Source organism: Amycolatopsis vancoresmycina (genome assembly GCF_000716785.1).
Classification (GTDB): domain Bacteria; phylum Actinomycetota; class Actinomycetes; order Mycobacteriales; family Pseudonocardiaceae; genus Amycolatopsis; species Amycolatopsis vancoresmycina.
Map to the genome: position 1 here is coordinate 34,093 of NZ_JNYY01000034.1, position 19,519 is coordinate 53,611.

A 19,519-nucleotide genomic window follows, 5' to 3' on the forward strand; every position below is an offset into this window, starting at 1 on the left:
GTAAGGCGGGTTCTAACCCGCCTTACCACTCACGACCGGTTGCTAGCAGATTCTCGGCAGCGGGTCCCCGACCAGCAGGTCCACGATCCGGGTGCCGCCGAACGCGGTGTTCAGCAGCACGATCCCCGGCGGGTCGGCCGCGATCCGGCCGATCACGGCGGCGTCGGCGCCGAGCGGGTGCGCGCGCAACGCGGCGAGGGCGTCGGAAGCCTGCGAGCCGTCGACGACGACCACGATCCGGCCTTCGCAGGCGACGTACAGCGGGTCGATGCCCAGCAGCTCCGACGCGCCGCGGACCTCCTCCCGGACCGGGACGGCGTTCTCGTCGACGACCACGGCGACCTCCGCGGCCTTCGCGATCTCGTTGAGGATAGTCGCGACGCCGCCGCGGGTCGCGTCCCGCATCGCGCGCACGCCGGGCACCGCGGCCAGCAGCCCGGCCACCAGGTCGTGCACCGGCGCGGTGTCGGACGCGAGGTCGGCGTCGATGTCCAGCTCGCCGCGCGCCAGCATGATCGTGACGCCGTGGTCGCCGATCGGCCCGGAGACGAGGACGGCGTCTCCGGGCTTCACGGTGGCCACGCCGAGGCCCGCGCGGGTGAGCACCCCGACCCCGGCGGTGTTGACGTAGACGCCGTCGGCCTTGCCGCGCTGGACGACCTTCGTGTCCCCGGTGACGATCTGCACGCCCGCCGCACCCGCCGCGTCCTTCATCGACTCGACGATCTTCAGCAGGTCCTCGACGGGGAAGCCCTCTTCGAGGATGAACCCGGCGGTCAGGTACAGCGGCCGCGCGCCGGAGACGGCGAGGTCGTTCACCGTGCCGTTGACGGCCAGGTCGCCGATGTTCCCGCCGGGGAAGAACAGCGGCGAGACGACGTAGGAGTCCGTCGTCAGGGCCAGCCGGGCGTCGCCGACGGTCAGCGACGCGGCGTCTTCCAGCGGTTCCAGCATCGGGTTGCGGAACGCGTCGAGGAACACGGCTTCGATGAGCGTGTGCGTCGACTTGCCGCCGGCGCCGTGGGACAGCGTGATGCGCTCTTCACGCACCTTCGCGCGCCGCCGCCGGGCGCGTTCGATGCGGTCGAGGACCTGCTGCTCGCGTTCGGTGGTGGTCATGCGCGGCTCGCCTCCCGGACGCGCGAGCGGCTGAACCGGCCGAAGTTGTAGTAGGCCGCGCAGGCGCCCTCGGGGGAGACCATGCACGTCCCGATCGGCGTCTCCGGGGTGCACGCGGTGCCGAACACCTTGCACTCCCACGGTTTCAGCACGCCCTTGAGCACCTCGCCGCACTGGCACGCCTTCGGGTCGGCGACGCGCAGGCCGGGGATTTCGAAGATCCGTTCGGCGTCGAACGCGGCGTACTCCGACCGGATCGCCATCGCCGAGTGCGTGATGAACCCGAGGCCGCGCCACTCGAAGTACGGCCGCAGCTCCATCACCTCGTTGATCACCTTCAGCGCCACGAGGTTGCCGTCCCACAGCACGACCCGCGAGTACTGGTTCTCGACTTCGCACCGCTTCTCGGCGAGCTGCAGCATCAGCAGGTAGATCGACTGCAGGATGTCCAGGGGCTCGAACCCGGCGACGACGACCGGCTTGCCGTAGTCGCGGGCGATGAACTCGTACGGACGGCAGCCGATCACCGTCGACACGTGCCCGGGCCCGATGAAGCCGTCGAGCCGCAGGTCGGGGGAGTCGAGGATGGCCTTGATGGCCGGGATGATCGTGACGTGGTTGCCGAACACCGAGAAGTTCTCGATGCCCTCGGCGGCCGCGCGCAGCAGCGTCATCGCGGTGGACGGCGTGGTCGTCTCGAACCCGATGGCCATGAACACCACCCGCAGGTCCGGGTGCTGCCGCGCGATCTTCAGCGAGTCCAGCGGCGAGTAGACCATCCGGATGTTGGTGCCTTCGGCGTTGGAGTCGAAGAAGTTCCCGCCGGAACCGGGCACACGCATCATGTCGCCGAAGGACGTCATGAGCACGCCGGGCTGCCGGGCGATGTGGATGGCGTCGTCGATCCGGCCCATCGGGATCACGCACACCGGACAGCCGGGCCCGTGCACCAGCGTGATGCTCTCGGGCAGGTAGTCCTCCAGGCCGTGCTTGTAGATCGTGTGCGTGTGCCCGCCGCAGACCTCCATGAACTTGTAGTGGCGGCCCGGCTCGCACAGCGACGTGATCTTCGCGGACAGCGCCCGCGCCTTCTCCGCGTCGCGGAACTCGTCGACGAATCGCATGACGACTCCTATTCGATCCGGGATTCCAGCAGGGCGGCCATCTCGTCCTCGTACGCCTTGCCGATGCTTTCGAGGAACTCCAGGGCGGCGGCGGCCTCCTGTTCGTCTATTTTGGACAGGGCGAAGCCGACGTGGATGAGGACCCACTCGCCGGGCGACGGCGGGTCGGCTTCGAGCAGGCCGATGTTGATGGTCCGCTTGACACCGCTGACCGAGACTTTCGCGAGGTCCGGGCGCTCCTCGCTGATTTCGATGACCTCACCCGGGATGCCGAGGCACATGGCACGTCACATCCGGCTCATCTCGAGGTACCGCCGGATGTCGGGCTCGAACTGCTTCACGAGCCAGGTCACCCCGCCGAACAGCAGGGCCAGGAACAGCAGGCGCTTCATCCGGAGACCTCCGTCGTTTCCTCGACCGGCAGCTCGGGGCGGGTGCCCCAGGCGAGTTCGGTGACCGCGCGGACCGCGGCCGGTACCGCGGCTTCGACCGGCGGGGACAGACCGATCCCTTCGTCGACGCAGGCGGGTTCGCAGCCGACGACGAGCACCCGGCCGGCGTCCCCGCCGAGCAACCTGAGCAGCCGGAACACCGCGTCCGGCTGCATGCCGTGCGCGTCGATCGACGCCGATGCGGCGAGGTCTTCGGTGTCGGCCTCGATGAGGGAGAGCGTGCCGGGCGGCCGTCCGTGCGGGGTGGCGTCGAGCAGGATCGTCGTGTCGTAGCCGCCCATCAGGTCGTAGGCGAGGTGCATCCCGGCGATGCCGTAGTCGGCGATCTGCACCCACGGCGGCAGGTCGGCCCGCGCCAGCTCCTTGATCACCTCCACGCCGAAACCGTCGTCGCCCAGGAAGATGTTCCCGATGCCGGCGACCAGGACTCGGGGCCTCATTCCGCCACCTCCAGGGGTTCGATCTCGTCGGGGGAGAAGTACCGGTACCGGCCGTGCGCGTGCTGCAGGTCCGCGGCCGGGTCGTCGTCGAGGGTCACCGCCAGGTAGGCCACACCGTCCACATCGGACAGCACGACCCGCACGGTGGCCGTCTTGCCGGCGAGGAACATGTCCTGGGCGTCGGTCCCGCGCAGGTTCGGCCGCAGCAGCACCCGGGACCCTTCGGCGACGCGGACGCCCCCGACGACCACCGAGGGCCGGACCGGCCGGACGGACCGGACCGCGCCGTGCAGCCGCTCCAGCAGTTCGGGCGGCATCGCGTCGACGCGGTCCACGATCGCCGCCGCCCGCGGGTCGGTGGCCCGGGCCTCGCGCTTTTCCTCGTCGGTCAGCGTCATCGTGCGCAGCGTGAGGATTTCGTCGATCTCGGTGCCGTCGAAGAGGTCGCCCGGGCTTTCCGGCGCGATCGCCGGGTCGTCGTAGAGGATGATCGGTGACGCGAGCACGACGGCGCTGCGCGAGGTGTCGCCGATCAGCACCGGCCAGAGCCGGTCCTGGCGGCAGGCTTCGACCGCGGGTTTCGCCCACTCGGGCGGGTCCAGCATGGACAGGAAGTGCCCGGTGTCGACGCTGAGCACCAGGTGGGCGGCGAGCAGGGCGTGGCGCAGGGCGTGCTCGCGGACGCCGTCGGAGGGCCACGACGTCGTGTTGTGCAGCTCGGCGCGCAGCCGGGCGCCGCCGAACGGCCCGTCGAGCGCGTCGAGCCGGGCGGTGAGGACACCGGACAGCTCGTGCGTCCGTTCTCCGTCGCCGGGCACGGCGAACGTCCGCTCGATCGGGAGTTCCGCCAGGGGCAGCTCGAAGTCGAGCTCGTGCTCGACCGCTTCGTCCCACGTCAGCTGCGTCCGCGTCTGCAGGAACCGCAGCTTGACGTGCAAGACCGTGTTTTCGAGGGGCTCCACCAGGCACTCGACGCGGGCCGAGGCGTGCTCGCCGATCTCGGCCGACGCGTACGACGGCGGCACCAGGACGCCCCACTGCCAGCGCACCCGGTTCTTCGGCGCCGAAGCCCGGTACGGGTAGAGGAGGTAGCCCTCGTAGAGCACGGCGTCGCCGACCGCGCGGGCCTGGTCGAGGGCGGTCACGGCCCACCGGCCAGCAGCTGCTCGATCGCGGCTTCCCAGGTCGGGATCGCGTGTTCCGCCTTGTACTTGAGGAGCGCGTCGAGCGTCTCGTGGGGGAGCTTGATCCACCCGGCGTTGGGGAAGTAGCGGTCCATCAGCTCGTCCCAGACGGCCACCGGCATCCGGTACTCGGCCTGCGTGTGCCACGGCACCTGCTCGACCCAGAACCCCGGGCCGCCCTTGCCGAACACCGTGCCGCTGAACAGCAGCACCATCGGCACGACGCCCTCGGACAGCGCGTGGAAGTACTTGCCGGCCGCGACTTCGAGGTCGTAGGTGCACGGCACTTCGGCGTCCACTTCGGTGGCGCCGGTGAACGCCGGCACGGTCACCGCGATCGACGTGAACTGGAACGGCTTCAGCGTCTCGCCCCACCGGGACCGGTCGCCGAAGAGGTGGGTGAGCAGCTCCGACTCGTCGTCGGCGTACCGGCGGCGCTGCGGCTCGATGCGGATCTGGACGCGCAGCACCATCGCGTGCACGGGCTGCCCGGTCAGCTCGGAGATCCGCAGCTTGAACGCCAGCGTCGGCGACGCGGCGTACTTCAGCGGCCGGACGTCGATGCAGTCGAAGGTCAGCTCAGCCATCCGCCACGACCTCGCTGCGTTCCCGCTGGCGCGCGAAGAACCCGTCGATCGCCTCGTGCGCCTCGGTGCCGCCGTCGAAGCCGCGCCAGGTCGCGCGGACGAGCCCGACCAGCTCGTAGCAGACGTCGATCGGCACCAGGAAGCACTCGAAGCCCAGGTCGAGCTGGTTGAGCAGGAGTGCTTCGACGTCGTCGGCGACCCCGGCCGAGGCGAGCAGGTCGTCGCCCGTGCCCAGCGGGAGCAGGGACTCCGTCGCGCCCGCCGGGCTCGGGTAGAACGCCACCGTGCGGTCCTGCACCGAGTTCCGGAACAGGAACGCCATCCGGACCGGGATCCCGGCGGATTCCCACAGCGCGGGACCGGGCTCGTAGCGGGGCAGGTGCCGGAACCGCTGCGGCACCGCGCGGTGCCGCTTCCCGCCTGCGCCGCGGTGGGTGAAGAGCAGGTAGCAGCCCCGGCAGGTGCACAGGATCGTCCGGGACTCGAGGTCGATGACGTGCCCGTGCTCCGCGCCGATCGGCTCCGCGCACATCTCGCACTTCTCGCCCGGCGCGGCGCGCGGGGCGGGCGTGCGGAACCTGCGCAGGCCGCCGGTCACGGCACCTCCACCGGGCACAGGGGCAGCAGCGGACGGCCGCCCGGGCCGGTCTCCTCGGCCACGCCTTCGACGACGACGTCCGCGATCTCCGGCGCGACCTCCCGGACCACCCGCTCGATGGCGTACTTCGCGGTGACCGCCGACGACGGGCAGCCGTCGCACGACCCCCGCAGCTGCAGCCGGAGCACGCCGTCCTCGATCCCGACGAACTCGACGTCCCCGGCGTGCGAGCCGAGGTAGGGCCGGACCTTGTCGAGCGCCTCGGTGACCCGCTCGTGCGTCGACCGCGGGTGCAGGTCGTGCAGCACGAGCAGGCCGCGGACGAGCTCGTCCTCGGCGAGGCGGTCCAGCACGGGCCGCCCGACGAGCTCGGCGATCCGCGCCAGACCGGCACCGTAGAACTCGATCAGCGTGTGGACGAGGTCCTCGGCGAGTTCGGCGTCTTCGCCGTCGAACTCGCCCAGCAGCTGCTCGATGCGCTCGCCGACCCGGTCGACCTCCGTCATCCGAGCTCCCCGCCGAACGCGTGCGGGGTGTGCAGCCGCTCGACCACCTTGCCCTTGCCGGTGTACATGTGGACGCCGCAGGGCAGGCACGGGTCGAAGCTGCGGACCGCACGCATGATGTCGATGCCCTTGAAGTTTTCTTGGGTGTTCTCCTCGAAGATCGGCGTGTTCTGCACGGCGTCCTCGTACGGCCCCGGCGTGCCGAAGCTGTCGCGGACGCTGCCGTTCCACGGCGTCGGCGGGTACGGGTGGTAGTTCGCGATCTTGCCGCCCTTGATCACCATGTGGTGCGACAGCACCCCGCGGACTGCCTCGGTGAAGCCGCAGCTGACGCCTTCCTCCGGGACCTTGAACGGCTCCCACGTCTTGGTGTTGCCCTTGCGGACCTCACCCAGCGCCTGCTCGCCGAAGTGCAGCGCCAGCGCGGCCGAGTACGCCTGGAAGTACGTCCGGGCGCGGTTGCGCTCGATCGCGTTGCTCCACTGCGGGATCTTCCACTCGAAGGCGACCTCGGGCTTGGTCGCCGTGCGCGGCAGGGTGATCGTGACGCTGTGCCCGGTGGACTTGACGTACGGCGTGTCGACCAGCCCGGCCAGCGCGGTGACCCACAGGCGCGCGATCGGGCCGCCACCGGTGTCGAGGGCCAGGTGGTCCTTACCGTCGAACCAGCGCGGCGACATCGTCCACGAGTACTTGCCGTCGAAGTCGCGTTTGGCCGGGCGCGGGATGGTGTGCTGGTTCCAGGGGTGGCGCTGGTCGACCGGGTTGCCGAGCGGGTCCTGGGTGACGAACATCGGCTGGTCGGCCCAGTCCTGGTAGAACGAGCTGCCGAGCAGGATCCGGATGCCGAGGTTGATGTCGACCAGGCTCGTCGTGACGAGCTTGCCGTCGACGACCACGCCCGGCGTCACGAACATCTTGCGACCCCAGGCTTCCATGTTCTCGTAGGTGAAGTCGCAGTGCTCGGGGTCGTTCAGGCTGCCCCAGCAGCCGAGCAGGACGCGCCGCCGTCCGACCTCTTCGTAGCCGGGAATGGCTTCGTAGAAGAAGTCGAACAGGTCGTCGTGCATCGGCAGGCAGCGCTTCATGAACTCGACGTACCGCATCAGCCGGGTCAGGTAGTCGGTGAACAGCTGCACGGTGGCGACCGTGCCGACGCCGCCGGGGTACAACGTGGACGGGTGGACGTGCCTGCCTTCCATCAGGCAGAACATCTCGCGCGTGCTGCGGCTGACCTGCAGGGCCTCGCGGTAGAACTCGCCCTCCAGGGGGTTGAGCGAGCGCATGATGTCGCCGATGGTCCGGTACCCGTGGTCGCCCGCGTGCGGTGCCTCGGTGCGGTTCGCCAGCTCCAGGACGCCGGGGTTGGTCTCGGCGACCATCTTCTCGCAGTAGTCGACCCCGACCAGGTTCTCCTGGAAGATGTTGTGGTCGAACATGTACTCGGCGGCCTCGCCGAGGTTGAGGATCCACTCGCCGAGGTGCGGCGGGCGGACGCCGTAGGCCATGTTCTGCGCGTACACCGAGCAGGTCGCGTGGTTGTCGCCGCAGATCCCGCAGATCCGGCTGGTGATGAAGTGCGCGTCGCGCGGGTCCTTGCCCTTCATGAAGATGCTGTAGCCGCGGAACACCGACGACGTGCTGTGGCACTCCACGACGCGCTTGGCCGCCCAGTCGATCTTCGTGTAGATCCCGAGGCTGCCGACGATCCGGGTGATCGGGTCCCACGCCATCTCGACGAGATCGGTCTTGTCCTTCATCTCGGTCATGACCGCGCCCCTGCCTGGTAGCCGGTGTCGAGTTTGCTGCCCTTGTGCCGCCACTTCGGTTCGGTGTCGGCCTTCCGCTCGGTGATCTTCCGCAGCCGGCGGATCACCGACCCGTACGCGCCGCTGGCCAGCGACGACACGTTCGCACCCGGCGGCTCGTCCATGAACGGCATGAACTTGTCCGGGAAGCCCGGCATGGTGCAGCCGATGCAGATGCCGCCGACGTTCGGGCAGCCGCCGACGCCGTTGATCCAGCCGCGCTTGGGCACGTTGCACTTCACGACCGGTCCCCAGCAGCCCAGCTTCACCAGGCACTTCGGGGAGCCGTACTCGGTCGCGAACTGGCCCTGCTCGTAGTAGCCGCCGCGGTCGCAGCCCTCGTGCACGGTCGCGCCGAAGAGCCACTGCGGCCGCAGGTGGTCGTCGAGCGGGATCATCGGCGCCTGCCCGGCGGCCTGGTAGAGCAGGTAGGTGATGGTCTCGGACAGGTTGTCCGGGTGGGTCGGGCAGCCGGGCACGCAGACGATCGGGATGCCGGCCCCGGACTTCCAGTCCCAGCCCAGGTAGTCCGGCACGCCCATGGCGCCGGTCGGGTTGCCTTCCATCGCGTGGATGCCGCCGTAGGTGGCGCAGGTGCCGGCGGCCAGCACGGCGAGCGCCTTCGGGGCCAGCCGGTCCAGCCACTCGCTGGTCGTCATCGGCTGGCCGGTCTCGGGGTTGTTGCCGAACCCGCACCAGTAACCCTCGTCCTTGATCGCCTCGTTCGGGATCGAGCCCTCGACGACCAGCACGAACGGCTCCAGCTCGCCGCGGTCGGCCTGGTAGAACCACTCGATGAACGTGTCGGCCCCCTTGTCGGGGCCGCACTCGAAGTCGATCAGCGGCCAGTGGACCGCGATCTTCGGCAGGCCGGGCAACGCGCCGAGGACGATCTCCTCGATGCTCGGCTGCGTGGCGGCCGTCAGCGCGACGGAGTCGCCGTCGCAGGACAGACCGGCGTTGATCCAGAGGATGTGGATGGGCTGCTCTTCGGTCTCTTCAGCGTGCGTCACGGCTGATCACCCTTGGCGAGGTCGTCGAGCGCGCCGAGGGTGAGCTCCCACAGCGCGTGGTACAGGGTCGTCTGGGCTTCCTGGATGCGGTGCACGGACGGGGACGGGACGACGAAGAGGTGGTCGATGCTGTCCAGCTCGGCCATCTTCCCGCCGTCGTAACCGGCGATGCCGACGGTCACCAGGCCGCGCCGGGCGGCTTCGTCGAAGGCGCGCACCAGGTTCGCGGAGTTCCCGCTGGTGGACAGGCCCACCGCGATGTCGCCGGGCCGCCCGAACGCGCCGATCTGGCGGGCGAACACGACGTCGAACCCGATGTCGTTGGACAGGGCGGTCACCACGGCGATGTCGTTCGTCAGCCCGAAGGCGGGCAACGGCCGGGCGTCGCCCGCCGGGCTGAGGAACAGGCTGGCCAGGTCCTGCGCGTCGGTCGAGCTGCCGCCGTTGCCGAACGCGAGCAGCCGGCCGCCGCCGGCGAACGCGCGGGCGACGTCCTGCGCGCAGGCGAACAGGCGCTCCCGGTCGGCCGCGAGCACCCGGTCCCGCAGGGCGACGATCTCGTGCACCTTGTCCACAGTGGACTGCCGGACCTGGTCGAGGACGGCGTCGAGGTCGCCGGAACCCGCGTACAGGAACGGGTACAGCGCTTCGAGACCGTCCGCGTCCACGGGGGACTGTTCCCGTGTCATCGCGAGTCAACTCCTCGGCTGAGGATTCTCCAACCGGGCGATCGCTTCGCCGGCGTGCACCAGGATCCGGTCGCCGACCCCGGCTTCGACCAGCGCCACGCTCACCTCTTCGCGGCCCGAGCCGGTGTCCACGACGGCGAGCCCGAGGTCCAGGAGTTCGACCACGGTCACCTCGACCGCGGTGTCGGAGCAGGTGATGCACACCCCGTCGTGGCAGACGGGGCCGGTTTCTCTGCCGGTCACGACACCACCTCCGGGGTGAGTGCGCCGGGGTGTTCGAAGAAGACGTGGACCAGCTCCCACAGCACGTGGTAGGTGGTCACGTGCACCTCCTTGACGATCCGGGGGTCGGCCGAGCGGGCGGTGAAGACGTGGTGCAGCCCAGTAGTCGCGGCAATCGCGCCACCGTTACGACCGGTCAGCGCGATGGTGAGCATTCCGAGGTCACGGGCGGTTTCGAGGGCGCGGCGGACGTTGGCGCACTCGCCGTCGGCCGAGATGCCCAGTGCGATGTCGGCCGGTTCGCCGAGGATCCGCAGCTGGTGGGCGAAGACGTCGTCGAGGCCGGCGCGGGTGGCGACGCCGGTGACGGTCGCGACGTCGGCGGTGAGCGAAACGGCGGGCAGGGCACGCTTCCCGACGATCACCGGGTGGACGAACTCCACGGCCACGTGCTGGGCGTCGGTGCTCGGGCCGCCGTTGCCGAACACCACGAGCTTGCCGCCGCGCCGGAACCGGCGGGCCATGTCGTGGCACGCCTCGGCCACCGTCCTGGCGTCGTCGGCCAGGGCGAGCACCGGCGCCTTCCGGCGCTCGAAGAGGGCGTCGACGGAGTCCGGGTGATTCGGTGACCACGACATCGCGGTGCTTCCTCCGGGCTGCTGCTCGGTGTGTGAGCCCATCTCAGGCTAGAGGTGTGAGTTGGATCACACAATAGCGAGAACGGTGAGAATTGGTGCTGTCGGTCGTCGTGGGTGTGGTCCGTCCGGGTGAACGAGGTCTTCCCGTCAAGAACGCGTCAATGCGCCGTTGGGGCGCATCAAGACTCTGTCAGACGACAGCCGAACCGAGGCTCCGGGAGGCACGCTTTCGGCAGTCCGGTCCCCGATCGGGTTACCCCGGCTTGTCGTGCGTGAGAAAGGAGCAGCCGCATGGCCGACCTGGCCTATGTGCTGCTGGCGATCGTGGTGTTCGCCGTGCTGGCCTTGACCCTGCGTGGATTGGAGCGGTTGTGAGTGGCACCGGCGTGGTCGCCAACGTCATCGGCGGTGTCCTGGCGCTGGCCCTGATCGTCTACCTCTTCGTCGCGCTGATCAAACCGGAGAAGTTCTGATGTCCCCGACGTGGGCCGGCCTGGGACAGGCCGGCCTCCTCCTGCTCGCCCTGGGGCTGGTGTACCGGCCGCTGGGCGACTACCTGCACCGCGTCTTCACGAGCACGAAGCACTGGCGGCTGGAGAAGGCCGTCTACAAGATCGTGCGTGCGGACCCGGAGTCCGAGCAGCACTGGAAGACCTACGCCTCGGGCGTGCTGGGCTTCTCGTTCGTCTCGGTGCTGTTCCTGTACCTGCTGCAGCGCATCCAGCCGCTGCTGCCGCTGAACTTCGGCCGGACGGTCGACCCCGGGGTCGCCTTCAACACGGCGATCAGCTTCGTCACCAACACGAACTGGCAGTCCTACGTCCCCGAGGGCGTCATGGGCCACGTGGTCCAGATGGCCGGGCTGACCGTGCAGAACTTCGTCTCCGCCGGCGTCGGCCTGGCCGTGGCGATCGCGCTGACCCGTGCGTTCGTCCGCTCGCAGAGCGACCGGCTCGGCAACTTCTGGGTCGACCTGACCCGCGGCACGGTCCGCGTCCTGCTGCCGCTGTCGTTCGTGTTCGCGATCGTGCTGGTCGCGCTCGGCGTGGTGCAGAGCCTGAAGTCCGGCGTCGCCGTGCTCAACCCGGACGGCTCGGCGAGCACCATCGCACTGGCCCCCGCGGCGAGCCAGGAGTCGATCAAGGAACTGGGTACGAACGGCGGCGGGATCTTCAACGCCAATTCCGCGCACCCGTTCGAGAACCCGAACTCCTGGTCCAACCTGATCGAGATCTTCCTGCTGCTGGTGATCCCGGTCTCGCTCACCCGCACGTTCGGCAAGCTGGTGGGCAACACCAAGCAGGGGTACGTCCTGCTGTCGGTCATGGGCGTGCTGTGGACCGGCATGCTCGCGGTGATCTGGTGGGGCGAGACGCACGCGAACGGCGCGGCCGCCCGGCTGGCCGGCGCGGCGCTGGAAGGCAAGGAAACGCGGTTCGGCATCGCCGGGTCGGCGTTGTTCGCCGACTCGACCACCGGGACCTCGACCGGCGCGGTGAACGCGATGCACGACAGCTTCACCGGCCTCGGCGGGTTCGGGACGCTGCTGAACATGATGTTCGGCGAGCTGTCGCCCGGCGGTGTCGGCACCGGCCTCTACAGCATCCTGGTGCTGGCGATCATCGCCATGTTCCTGGCCGGGCTGATGGTCGGCCGGACCCCGGAGTACCTGGGCAAGAAGCTCGGCAAGCGCGAGGTGACCTGCGCGGCGATCGCGATCCTCGCGATGCCGACGGTCCTGCTGATCGGCGCCGGGGCGGCCCTGCTGATCCCGGGCAACACCGAGGCGTTCAACAACCCGGGCGCGCACGGCTTTTCCGAGCTGCTCTACGCCTACACCTCGGCCAGCAACAACAACGGCAGCGCGTTCGCCGGCATCACCGTGACCAACGACTGGTACCAGTCCACCCTCGGTGTCTGCATGGCGCTGGGCCGGTTCGTCCCGATCCTGGCCGTGCTCTGCCTGGCCGGCTCGCTGGCCGCCCAGCGCAAGGTGCCGGAGACCGCCGGCACGCTGCCGACCACCAGCCCGCTGTTCGCGACCATGCTCGCCGGCACCGTCGTGCTGGTCGCGGCCCTGACCTTCATCCCCGCACTGGCCCTCGGGCCGATTGCCGAGGCTCTCGCATGACCATGACCACCGAACGCACCCCCGGTGACGTCACCCAGCACCACGTCGAAAACGCGGGCCGGGTCGGCGCGGGCGTGTTCGAACCCCGTCAGCTCTGGACGTCCCTGCCGGACGCCTTCCGCAAGCTCGACCCGCGTCACCAGCTGCGCAACCCCGTGATGTTCGTCGTGTGGGTCGGGTCGGTGCTGGTCACCGTCTTCGCGATCACCGACCCCGGGGTGTTCAACATCGGTGTCGCGCTGTGGCTGTGGTTCACCGTGCTGTTCGCCAACCTCGCCGAAGCCGTCGCCGAAGGCCGGGGCAAGGCCCAGGCCGAGTCCCTGCGCAGGACCAAGAAGGAGACCGTCGCCCGCCGCCTGACCGAGGACGGCTCCGAGGAGCGCGTCCCCGGCGCCGAACTGCGGATCGGCGACCTGGTCGTCGTCGAGGCCGGTGAAGTCGTCCCGGGCGACGGCGACGTCGTCGAGGGCATCGCGACCGTCGACGAATCGGCCATCACCGGCGAATCCGCGCCGGTGATCCGCGAGTCCGGCGGCGACCGGTCCGCGGTCACCGGCGGCACGACGGTGCTGTCCGACCGGATCGTGGTCGAGATCAGGACCAAGCCCGGCGAGTCCTTTGTGGACCGGATGATTGCTTTGGTGGAGGGTGCTTCCCGGCAGAAGACGCCCAACGAGATTGCGCTGACCATCCTGCTGGCCGTGCTGACGATCATCTTCGTCCTCGCGGTCGTGGCGCTGCAGCCGATGGCGGCCTACTCCGGCGGGCAGCAGTCGGTGATCGTGCTGACCGCGCTGCTGGTCTGCCTGATCCCGACGACGATCGGCGCGCTGCTCTCGGCGATCGGCATCGCCGGGATGGACCGCCTCGTCCAGCGGAACGTGCTCGCCACGTCGGGCCGCGCGGTGGAGGCTGCCGGCGACGTCTCGACGTTGCTGCTGGACAAGACCGGCACGATCACCTTCGGCAACCGGCAGGCGACCGAGCTGATCCCGGTGGGCTCGTCCACGGCCGAGGACCTGGCGATCGCGGCCCGGCTGTCCAGCCTCGCCGACGGCACGCCCGAAGGCCGCAGCATCATCGACCTCTGCGCGCGGGAGAACGGCCTCGCCGCGGAGCCGTCCGAGGCCGAGAAGGCCGGCGAGTTCGTCCCCTTCACCGCGCAGACGCGGATGTCCGGCATCGACCTGAACGGCCGGGTCGTGCGCAAGGGCGCCGCCAGCGCCGTGCGCGCGTGGGTCGCCGAGCACGGCGGCCTCGTGCCGGACGAAGTGCACGAGACCGTCGACCGGATCAGCGCGGAGGGCGGTACGCCGCTCGTCGTCGCCGAGCAGGCCGGGGGCACCGCGGTCGTGCGCGGCGTGGTGCGGCTGTCCGACGTCGTGAAGCCCGGTATGCGGGAACGGTTCGCCGAGCTGCGCACGATGGGCATCAAGACGGTCATGATCACCGGCGACAACCCGCTCACGGCGAAGGCGATCGCCGGGGAGGCCGGGGTCGACGACTTCCTCGCCGAGGCCAAGCCCGAAGACAAGATGGCGCTGATCCGCAAGGAGCAGGAGGGCGGGCGGCTGGTCGCGATGACCGGCGACGGCACCAACGACGCTCCCGCGCTGGCGCAGGCGGACGTCGGGGTGGCGATGAACACCGGGACCATGGCGGCCAAGGAGGCCGGCAACATGGTCGACCTCGACTCCGACCCGACGAAGCTGATCGAGATCGTGGAGATCGGCAAGCAGCTGCTCATCACCCGCGGCGCGCTGACGACGTTCTCCATCGCCAACGACCTGGCGAAGTACTTCGCGATCCTGCCCGCGATGTTCGCGTCGATCTACCCGCAGCTGGGCGGGCTCAACGTGATGGGCCTGCACTCGCCGGACTCGGCGATCCTGTCCGCGGTGATCTTCAACGCGCTGATCATCGTCGGCCTGATCCCGCTGGCCCTGCGCGGCGTGCGCTACAAGCCCTCCAGTGCGAAGGCGCTGCTGCGGCGCAACCTGCTGATCTACGGCCTCGGCGGCATCGTGACGCCGTTCGCCGGGATCTGGCTGATCGACCTGCTCGTCCGACTCGTCCCGGGAATGTGACCATGAAGGTGCTGTACAACCAGACCGTCGCCGGCCTGAAAATGCTGCTGGTGCTCACCGTGCTGCTGGGCGTGGTCTACCCCCTGGGCGTGTGGGCCGTGGCCCGGATCCCCGGTCTGTCGGACCGGGCCGAGGGCTCGATCGTCACGCAGAACGGCCAGGCCGTCGGGTCCTCGCTGATCGGCGTGGATCCGGTGGCGAAGGACCCGGCGCACGACCCGTACTTCCACAACCGCCCCTCGGCCGGCTCGAAGGACCCGCTCGGGCCGGGCGACCCGTCGACCTCGGGTGCCTCGAACAAGGGCACCGGCAACGACGACCTGCTGGCGTTGGTGAAACAGCGGCAGGAGCTGATCGCCAAGCGGGAGGGGGTCGACGTCTCGCAGGTGCCGGCCGACGCCGTGACCGCGTCGGCGTCGGGGCTCGACCCGCAGATCAGCCCGGCCTACGCCGAGCTGCAGGTGCCGCGGGTCGCGCGGGAGAACGGCCTGAGCGAGGACGAAGTCCGCAAGCTCGTCGCCGCCGCCACCACCGGGCGCGGGCTCGGCGTGCTCGGCGACCCGGCGGTCACCGTGCTGCAGCTCAACCTCGCGGTCGCGGCGGCCAGGCACTGACCCGTGACGGCGGTGCTCAGAGCCGCACGCCGGGGTCTTCGGTCACCGACCGCAGCGCCGTCACGGTGGGGTGGCCCTCGGCCAGCAGCCGGGCGTCGCTGTCCGGGGGCAGTTCGCCCTCGACGACCACGGCCGCGAGGCTGATCGCGCCGTCGCCCGTGTGCTCGACGCGGGTCCGGACCGTGCCGAACTCGGCCAGCCCCGCTCGTTGCGGTGGCCCGGCTTCGGCACGGTCGGGCACGTTCAGGTTCAGCACCGCCCCGGGCGGCAGGCCGGCGAGCCGGTCGAACAACGTCGCCGCCACCGCGACCGCGGTGTCCCAATGCGGCCGCAGTGGCGGCTCCAGCCCGACGTCGAGCGACACCGCCAGCGCGCGGGCGCCGTTGAGGGAGGCGGTCAGCGCCGCCCCGACGGTGCCCGAGTGCAGCACCGCGCGGCCGACGTTCGCGCCGTGGTTCACCCCGGACAGCACGACGTCCGGCGGGTCCCCGAACGCGCCCTGCGCCGCCGCGAGCACGATGAGCCCGGGGTGCGCGGCAACCGCGTGGGCGGGCACCCCGGGCAGGCCCGGCAAGTCCCGCCGGTCGACGGCGATCCGGCCATCGCCCCCGGCGCCGGACAGGCCGGCGCTCGTCCCGCTGGCCTCCACGGCGGGCGCGGCGACGACGACCGACCAGCCGTGACCGACCGCGGCCTTCGCGAGCGCCACCAGGCCCGCCGAGCCGATGCCGTCGTCGTTCGTGATGAGCGCGCGCATCCGGATTTCAGCCCGGCTCGTGCTCGGTGTCTTCGTCCACCGGGATGATGACGTCGGGCCCGGTGTCGCCGGGACCGAACCCGTCGGCGGTGTCCGGCGCCCCCGGCCCGGGATCGGCGGCGGCGATGTCCTGCTTGCCCGTGTACGGGTCCGGCTCGAACGGTGCAGTCGTCATGGTCGTCCTGTACCCGGGCCACCGGTTTTCACGCTTATCCCGGCAATCGGATGACGCCGGTGGCGGCTGTCACGCGCTACGGTGGCCTTGGCGCCGGCCAGGGAGGCCGTGATGGGCGAGCCGGGTGGGAACGAACGATTGGCCGGGCAGACGGTCGTGCTGGTCGGCGGTAGCGCCGGCATCGGGTTCGAGACCGCGCGGCTGGCTCGCGCCGAGGGCGCCGACGTCGTGCTCACCGGCCGCTCACCGGACAAGCTCGAGAAGGCGGCGGAGGAACTCGGCGCGCGCAGCACGGCCGCCTTCGACGTCGCCGATCCGGCCGCGGTGTCCGGCTTCTTCGCCGCGCTGCCCGGCACGATCGACCACGTGCTGGTCACCGCGGGCGGCCCGCACTACGGGCCGCTGCTGGAGATGTCCGCCGCCGAGGTGCGCACGGCCGTCAGCGACCACATCGTCACCGCCCTCGAGGTGGCCCGGCACGCCGCGCCGAAGATGCGTCCCGGCGGCGCGCTGCTGCTGATGGGCGGCACCGGTGGCCGGCGCGTCGGGCACGGGCTCGGCATCGCTTCCGCGGCGACCGCCGCGTTGCCGCCGTTCACCGCGGCGCTGGCGCTCGAACTCGCGCCGGTGCGGGTCAACCTGATTGCCGCCGGGTTCGTCGACACGCCCCTGTCGGCGACGCTGCTCGGCGACCGGCTCGAGGACCGCCGGGCGGAGCTGCGGTCCACGTTGCCGATCGGTCGCGTCGTCGGCCCCGCCGACGTTGCCGCGCTGGCCGTCCACCTGATGACCAACACCGCCCTGACCGGCGGGACCTACGACATCGACGGCGGCCAGCAGTTCGTCTGGTGAGCGAGCGAAGCCACTCGCGGGTGTCGAGGACGACCCGGAACCGCGCCTCGCCGGACATCATCCGTTCGTAGGCCTTCGGCGCCTCCGACAGCGGCATGATCTCGTTGCGGCTGCGGATTCCGCGGTCGTGGGCCAGCCGGACGCTGTCCTCGTTCTCGATCGCCGATCCCGTCAGCGCGCCCACGACCGAGTGGGTGCCGAAGATCAGGTCCGGGGTGCGGACCTCGATCGGGTCGGGTGCCGCGCCGACCACGAGCAGCTGGCCGCGGGTCGCGAGGCCGGCCACGAGCGGGGACATCGACGCGCCGCTGGAGGCCGTGGCGATGATCGCCGCCGCGCCGCCGAGGCGGGTCAGTTCCCGGCCGGGGTCGGTGGTGGTGCTGTCGATGTACTCGTCGGCGCCCAGGTCCGCCGCCAGGGCGGCTTTTCCGGTGCCGCGGGCGATTGCCGCGACGCGGTAGCCGAGCGTCTTGGCGTACTGGATGCCGAGGTGGCCGAGGCCGCCGATGCCCTGGACGGCGACGAGCGAACCCGGCCGGGCGTCGGCGGTGAGCAGCGCGCGGTAGACGGTGAGGCCTGCGCACAGCAGCGGTGCGACGTCGAGGGGCTGCGCGCCGCCGGGGATGCGGACCAGGCCGGTGGCGCGGGCGTAGGCCACTTCGGCGTAGCCGCCGTCGGTCGTGGTGCCGGTCCAGGGCTGGTCGGTGCAGTTGACGAAGTCGCCGCGACGGCAGTTGCCGCACTGGCCGCAGTGGCCGTTGAGGTAGCCGACGCCGACGTGGTCGCCGGGCGCCCAGGCCGTCACGCCGGGGCCGACGGCGTCGAGCACGCCGACGATCTCGTGGCCGGGCACCACCGGCACCGCCGGGTCGGCGCGCATCCCTTCGACGGCCAGGGTGTCGCTGTGGCAGACCCCGCAGGCTTCGACGCGCAGGCGCACTTCGCCGGGCAGCGGGTCCCGGAGCTCGCGTTCGACCAGGGCGAACCGGCGGGTTCCGGTCACTTCGAAAGCACGATAGGACATCACAGGACTCCTCACGGGTTGATCCGGCGGTCGAGATCGCGCAAGACGTGCAGGAAGGCTTCGGAGAAGGTCGGGAACGGCTGGACGACGTCCAGCAGCACGGCCAGGGGGACACGCGCGCGGATGGCGAGCGTGGCCTGCTGCAGCCATTCCCCGGCCTCCGGGCCGACGGCGTGGGCGCCGGTGAGCCGTTCGCCGTCGGACACGACGGTGAGGAAGCCGGGGCGCGTGTCGTAGGCGCGGGTGTAGGTGGCGGTGCGGGCCACGCCGGAGAGCTGCACCGTCGCCGTGAAAGGTCCTTCGGCCGCACCGACGGCCGCGGCCTGCGGGTCGGTGAAGACCACCCGCGGAATGGCGTCGTAGTTCACCTTCGCCGTCCGGCCGAGGATGTTCGCCGCCACGACCCGGCCCTGGTACTCGCCGGCGTGGGTCAGGTTCCACTGCCCGGTGACGTCGCCGACGGCCCACAGCCCGTCGCCGGCGGCCATGCGGTCGTCGACCGGGATGCCGTGCGGGTCCGCTTCGACGCCGACGGTGTCGAGGCCGATGCCGTCGACGCGCGGCCGCCGTCCGGTGGCGACCAGCAGCCGCTCGGCGCGCAACCGGGTGCCGTCGGGGAAGTCGAGGACGTACTCGTCGCCCTCGAGCCGCGCCGCGCTCGCGTGCTGCCCGAGGTGCAGCGCGACGCCGTCGGCGCGCAGGGCGTCGCCGAGAGCTTCGCCGAGCGCGCGGGGTTCGCGGGGGAGCACCCGGCCGGCGCCGTCGACGAGGGTCACTTCGGCGCCGAGGCGCGTGAACGCCTGGGCCAGCTCGACCCCGGTCGGGCCGGCACCGAGGACGAGGAGCCGGCGCGGGATCTCGGTGGCGCCGGTCGCTTCGCGGTTCGTCCACAGGCCCGGCAGCTCGCGCAGGCCGGGCTCCGGCGGGATCACCGGGGCGGAGCCGGTCGCGACGACGAGGTGTTCGGCGGTGTACGGCCGGTCGTCCACGGCGACGGTGTGCGGCCCGGCCAGCCGGCCTTCGCCGCGCAGGACCGTGATGCCGGCGCCGTCGGCCCACGCCTGCTGGCCCTTGTCGTCGTAGGCCGAAACCATGAAGTCGCGCCAGGCCAGCGCGGCGGTGGCGTCCGCCCGGCCGGTGACGGCCTCGCGGGCACCCGGGACGTCGCGGGCGGCGGCCAGGGCTTCGCCGGGCTGCAGCAGCGTTTTGGACGGGATGCACGCCCAGTAGGAGCATTCGCCGCCGAGCAGCTCCCGCTCGACGACGGCGACCCGCAGGCCGCCCGCGGCGATCGCGGCCGCGGTGTGTTCACCCGGTGCGCCACCGCCGAGGACGATGGCGTCGAAATCGCGGTCAGCCATGGTTCCTTCTTTCGGGAGGCCCGGAGCGGTTCAGGCGTTCTGGTGGTCGGTCATGTACTGGGCGTACCAGGCGGGCCATTGTTCGTCGTACTGCCCGGTTTCCTTTTCGTGTTCGCCGTGGGCGGCCGCGGCGTCGCG

The 19,519-nt window shown here is 70.9% G+C and carries 22 protein-coding genes and 1 pseudogene; 5 read left to right on the forward strand and 18 right to left on the reverse strand.

Features of this window, described 5'->3' with window-relative positions; translation table 11 throughout:
* Positions 1-42: 42 nt before the first annotated feature.
* From hypE to OO60_RS42830, 14 genes are read right to left on the reverse strand one after another with little or no spacing between them, the layout of a single operon-like run.
* Positions 43-1,119, reverse strand: a complete 1,077-nt coding sequence (hypE, locus tag OO60_RS42770) for a hydrogenase expression/formation protein HypE (protein WP_004559499.1) — start codon at positions 1,117-1,119, stop codon at positions 43-45.
* The gene (hypD, locus tag OO60_RS42775; protein WP_004559498.1) at positions 1,116-2,243 is read right to left on the reverse strand and encodes a hydrogenase formation protein HypD; all 1,128 of its coding nucleotides are present in this window, start codon (positions 2,241-2,243) and stop codon (positions 1,116-1,118) included. The genes hypE and hypD overlap by 4 nt, the downstream gene beginning before the upstream one ends.
* 8 nt (positions 2,244-2,251) lie before the next feature.
* The gene (locus OO60_RS42780) at positions 2,252-2,524 is read right to left on the reverse strand and encodes a HypC/HybG/HupF family hydrogenase formation chaperone (protein WP_004559497.1); all 273 of its coding nucleotides are present in this window, start codon (positions 2,522-2,524) and stop codon (positions 2,252-2,254) included.
* A 6-nt stretch (positions 2,525-2,530) separates the two neighbouring features.
* Complete coding sequence (locus OO60_RS48500) at positions 2,531-2,635, reverse strand: DUF6893 family small protein (protein WP_420835584.1); 105 nt, start codon at positions 2,633-2,635, stop codon at positions 2,531-2,533.
* Positions 2,632-3,135 (reverse strand): hydrogenase maturation protease, encoded by a 504-nt coding sequence (locus tag OO60_RS42785; RefSeq protein ID WP_004559496.1) that lies wholly within the window; start codon positions 3,133-3,135, stop codon positions 2,632-2,634. Before OO60_RS42785 ends, OO60_RS48500 begins: the two co-directional genes overlap by 4 nt.
* The gene (locus OO60_RS42790; RefSeq protein WP_033263539.1) at positions 3,132-4,280 is read right to left on the reverse strand and encodes a hypothetical protein; all 1,149 of its coding nucleotides are present in this window, start codon (positions 4,278-4,280) and stop codon (positions 3,132-3,134) included. Before OO60_RS42790 ends, OO60_RS42785 begins: the two co-directional genes overlap by 4 nt.
* On the reverse strand, positions 4,277-4,906 hold the full coding sequence (locus OO60_RS42795; RefSeq protein WP_004559492.1) for a DUF6084 family protein: 630 nt from the start codon (positions 4,904-4,906) through the stop codon (positions 4,277-4,279). Before OO60_RS42795 ends, OO60_RS42790 begins: the two co-directional genes overlap by 4 nt.
* Positions 4,899-5,504, reverse strand: coding sequence for a DUF5947 family protein (locus OO60_RS42800; RefSeq protein ID WP_004559490.1), 606 nt, complete (start codon positions 5,502-5,504; stop codon positions 4,899-4,901). The genes OO60_RS42795 and OO60_RS42800 overlap by 8 nt, the downstream gene beginning before the upstream one ends.
* Complete coding sequence (locus OO60_RS42805; RefSeq protein WP_004559488.1) at positions 5,501-6,010, reverse strand: NifU family protein; 510 nt, start codon at positions 6,008-6,010, stop codon at positions 5,501-5,503. The genes OO60_RS42800 and OO60_RS42805 overlap by 4 nt, the downstream gene beginning before the upstream one ends.
* The gene (locus OO60_RS42810; RefSeq protein ID WP_004559486.1) at positions 6,007-7,779 is read right to left on the reverse strand and encodes a nickel-dependent hydrogenase large subunit; all 1,773 of its coding nucleotides are present in this window, start codon (positions 7,777-7,779) and stop codon (positions 6,007-6,009) included. The genes OO60_RS42805 and OO60_RS42810 overlap by 4 nt, the downstream gene beginning before the upstream one ends.
* Positions 7,776-8,831 (reverse strand): NADH-quinone oxidoreductase subunit B family protein, encoded by a 1,056-nt coding sequence (locus OO60_RS42815; protein WP_004559484.1) that lies wholly within the window; start codon positions 8,829-8,831, stop codon positions 7,776-7,778. Before OO60_RS42815 ends, OO60_RS42810 begins: the two co-directional genes overlap by 4 nt.
* Positions 8,828-9,520, reverse strand: a complete 693-nt coding sequence (locus OO60_RS42820) for a D-sedoheptulose-7-phosphate isomerase (RefSeq protein ID WP_004559483.1) — start codon at positions 9,518-9,520, stop codon at positions 8,828-8,830. Before OO60_RS42820 ends, OO60_RS42815 begins: the two co-directional genes overlap by 4 nt.
* Positions 9,521-9,526: 6 nt before the next feature.
* The gene (locus tag OO60_RS42825; RefSeq protein ID WP_004559482.1) at positions 9,527-9,763 is read right to left on the reverse strand and encodes a HypC/HybG/HupF family hydrogenase formation chaperone; all 237 of its coding nucleotides are present in this window, start codon (positions 9,761-9,763) and stop codon (positions 9,527-9,529) included.
* A complete protein-coding gene (locus tag OO60_RS42830) occupies positions 9,760-10,380 on the reverse strand; it encodes a D-sedoheptulose-7-phosphate isomerase (RefSeq protein WP_004559481.1) in 621 nt (206 codons plus the stop codon). The genes OO60_RS42825 and OO60_RS42830 overlap by 4 nt, the downstream gene beginning before the upstream one ends.
* Positions 10,381-10,751: 371 nt before the next feature.
* On the opposite strand from OO60_RS42830, the gene kdpF reads away from it, so the two are divergent.
* From kdpF to kdpC, 4 genes are read left to right on the forward strand one after another with little or no spacing between them, the layout of a single operon-like run.
* The gene (gene kdpF, locus OO60_RS42835; RefSeq protein ID WP_004559480.1) at positions 10,752-10,853 is read left to right on the forward strand and encodes a K(+)-transporting ATPase subunit F; all 102 of its coding nucleotides are present in this window, start codon (positions 10,752-10,754) and stop codon (positions 10,851-10,853) included.
* Positions 10,853-12,511 carry a potassium-transporting ATPase subunit KdpA gene (gene kdpA, locus OO60_RS42840; RefSeq protein ID WP_004559479.1) on the forward strand — a complete coding sequence of 553 codons (1,659 nt, stop codon included), beginning with the start codon at positions 10,853-10,855 and terminating at the stop codon, positions 12,509-12,511. Before kdpF ends, kdpA begins: the two co-directional genes overlap by 1 nt.
* A complete protein-coding gene (gene kdpB, locus OO60_RS42845) occupies positions 12,508-14,598 on the forward strand; it encodes a potassium-transporting ATPase subunit KdpB (protein WP_004559478.1) in 2,091 nt (696 codons plus the stop codon). Before kdpA ends, kdpB begins: the two co-directional genes overlap by 4 nt.
* Before the next feature lie 2 nt (positions 14,599-14,600).
* Positions 14,601-15,212 (forward strand): K(+)-transporting ATPase subunit C, encoded by a 612-nt coding sequence (kdpC, locus tag OO60_RS42850; RefSeq protein WP_033263540.1) that lies wholly within the window; start codon positions 14,601-14,603, stop codon positions 15,210-15,212.
* A 16-nt stretch (positions 15,213-15,228) separates the two neighbouring features.
* Here kdpC and surE read toward each other — a convergent pair whose 3' ends face one another.
* Both surE and OO60_RS47305 read right to left on the reverse strand, forming a co-directional pair.
* Entirely contained in the window at positions 15,229-15,969 is a 741-nt protein-coding gene (gene surE / locus OO60_RS42855) for a 5'/3'-nucleotidase SurE (protein WP_033263541.1), read from the reverse strand.
* A 7-nt stretch (positions 15,970-15,976) separates the two neighbouring features.
* Positions 15,977-16,144, reverse strand: a complete 168-nt coding sequence (locus OO60_RS47305; RefSeq protein ID WP_003059440.1) for a hypothetical protein — start codon at positions 16,142-16,144, stop codon at positions 15,977-15,979.
* 111 nt (positions 16,145-16,255) lie between these two features.
* On the opposite strand from OO60_RS47305, the gene OO60_RS42860 reads away from it, so the two are divergent.
* Positions 16,256-16,996 carry an SDR family NAD(P)-dependent oxidoreductase gene (locus OO60_RS42860; protein ID WP_033263542.1) on the forward strand — a complete coding sequence of 247 codons (741 nt, stop codon included), beginning with the start codon at positions 16,256-16,258 and terminating at the stop codon, positions 16,994-16,996.
* A gap of 163 nt (positions 16,997-17,159) precedes the next feature.
* Here OO60_RS42860 and OO60_RS45660 read toward each other — a convergent pair.
* Positions 17,160-18,020, reverse strand: a pseudogene (locus OO60_RS45660) (alcohol dehydrogenase catalytic domain-containing protein); the annotation flags it as partial.
* An 11-nt stretch (positions 18,021-18,031) separates the two neighbouring features.
* Positions 18,032-19,381 carry a dihydrolipoyl dehydrogenase family protein gene (locus tag OO60_RS42870; protein WP_033263544.1) on the reverse strand — a complete coding sequence of 450 codons (1,350 nt, stop codon included), beginning with the start codon at positions 19,379-19,381 and terminating at the stop codon, positions 18,032-18,034.
* Positions 19,382-19,519: the final 138 nt, after the last annotated feature.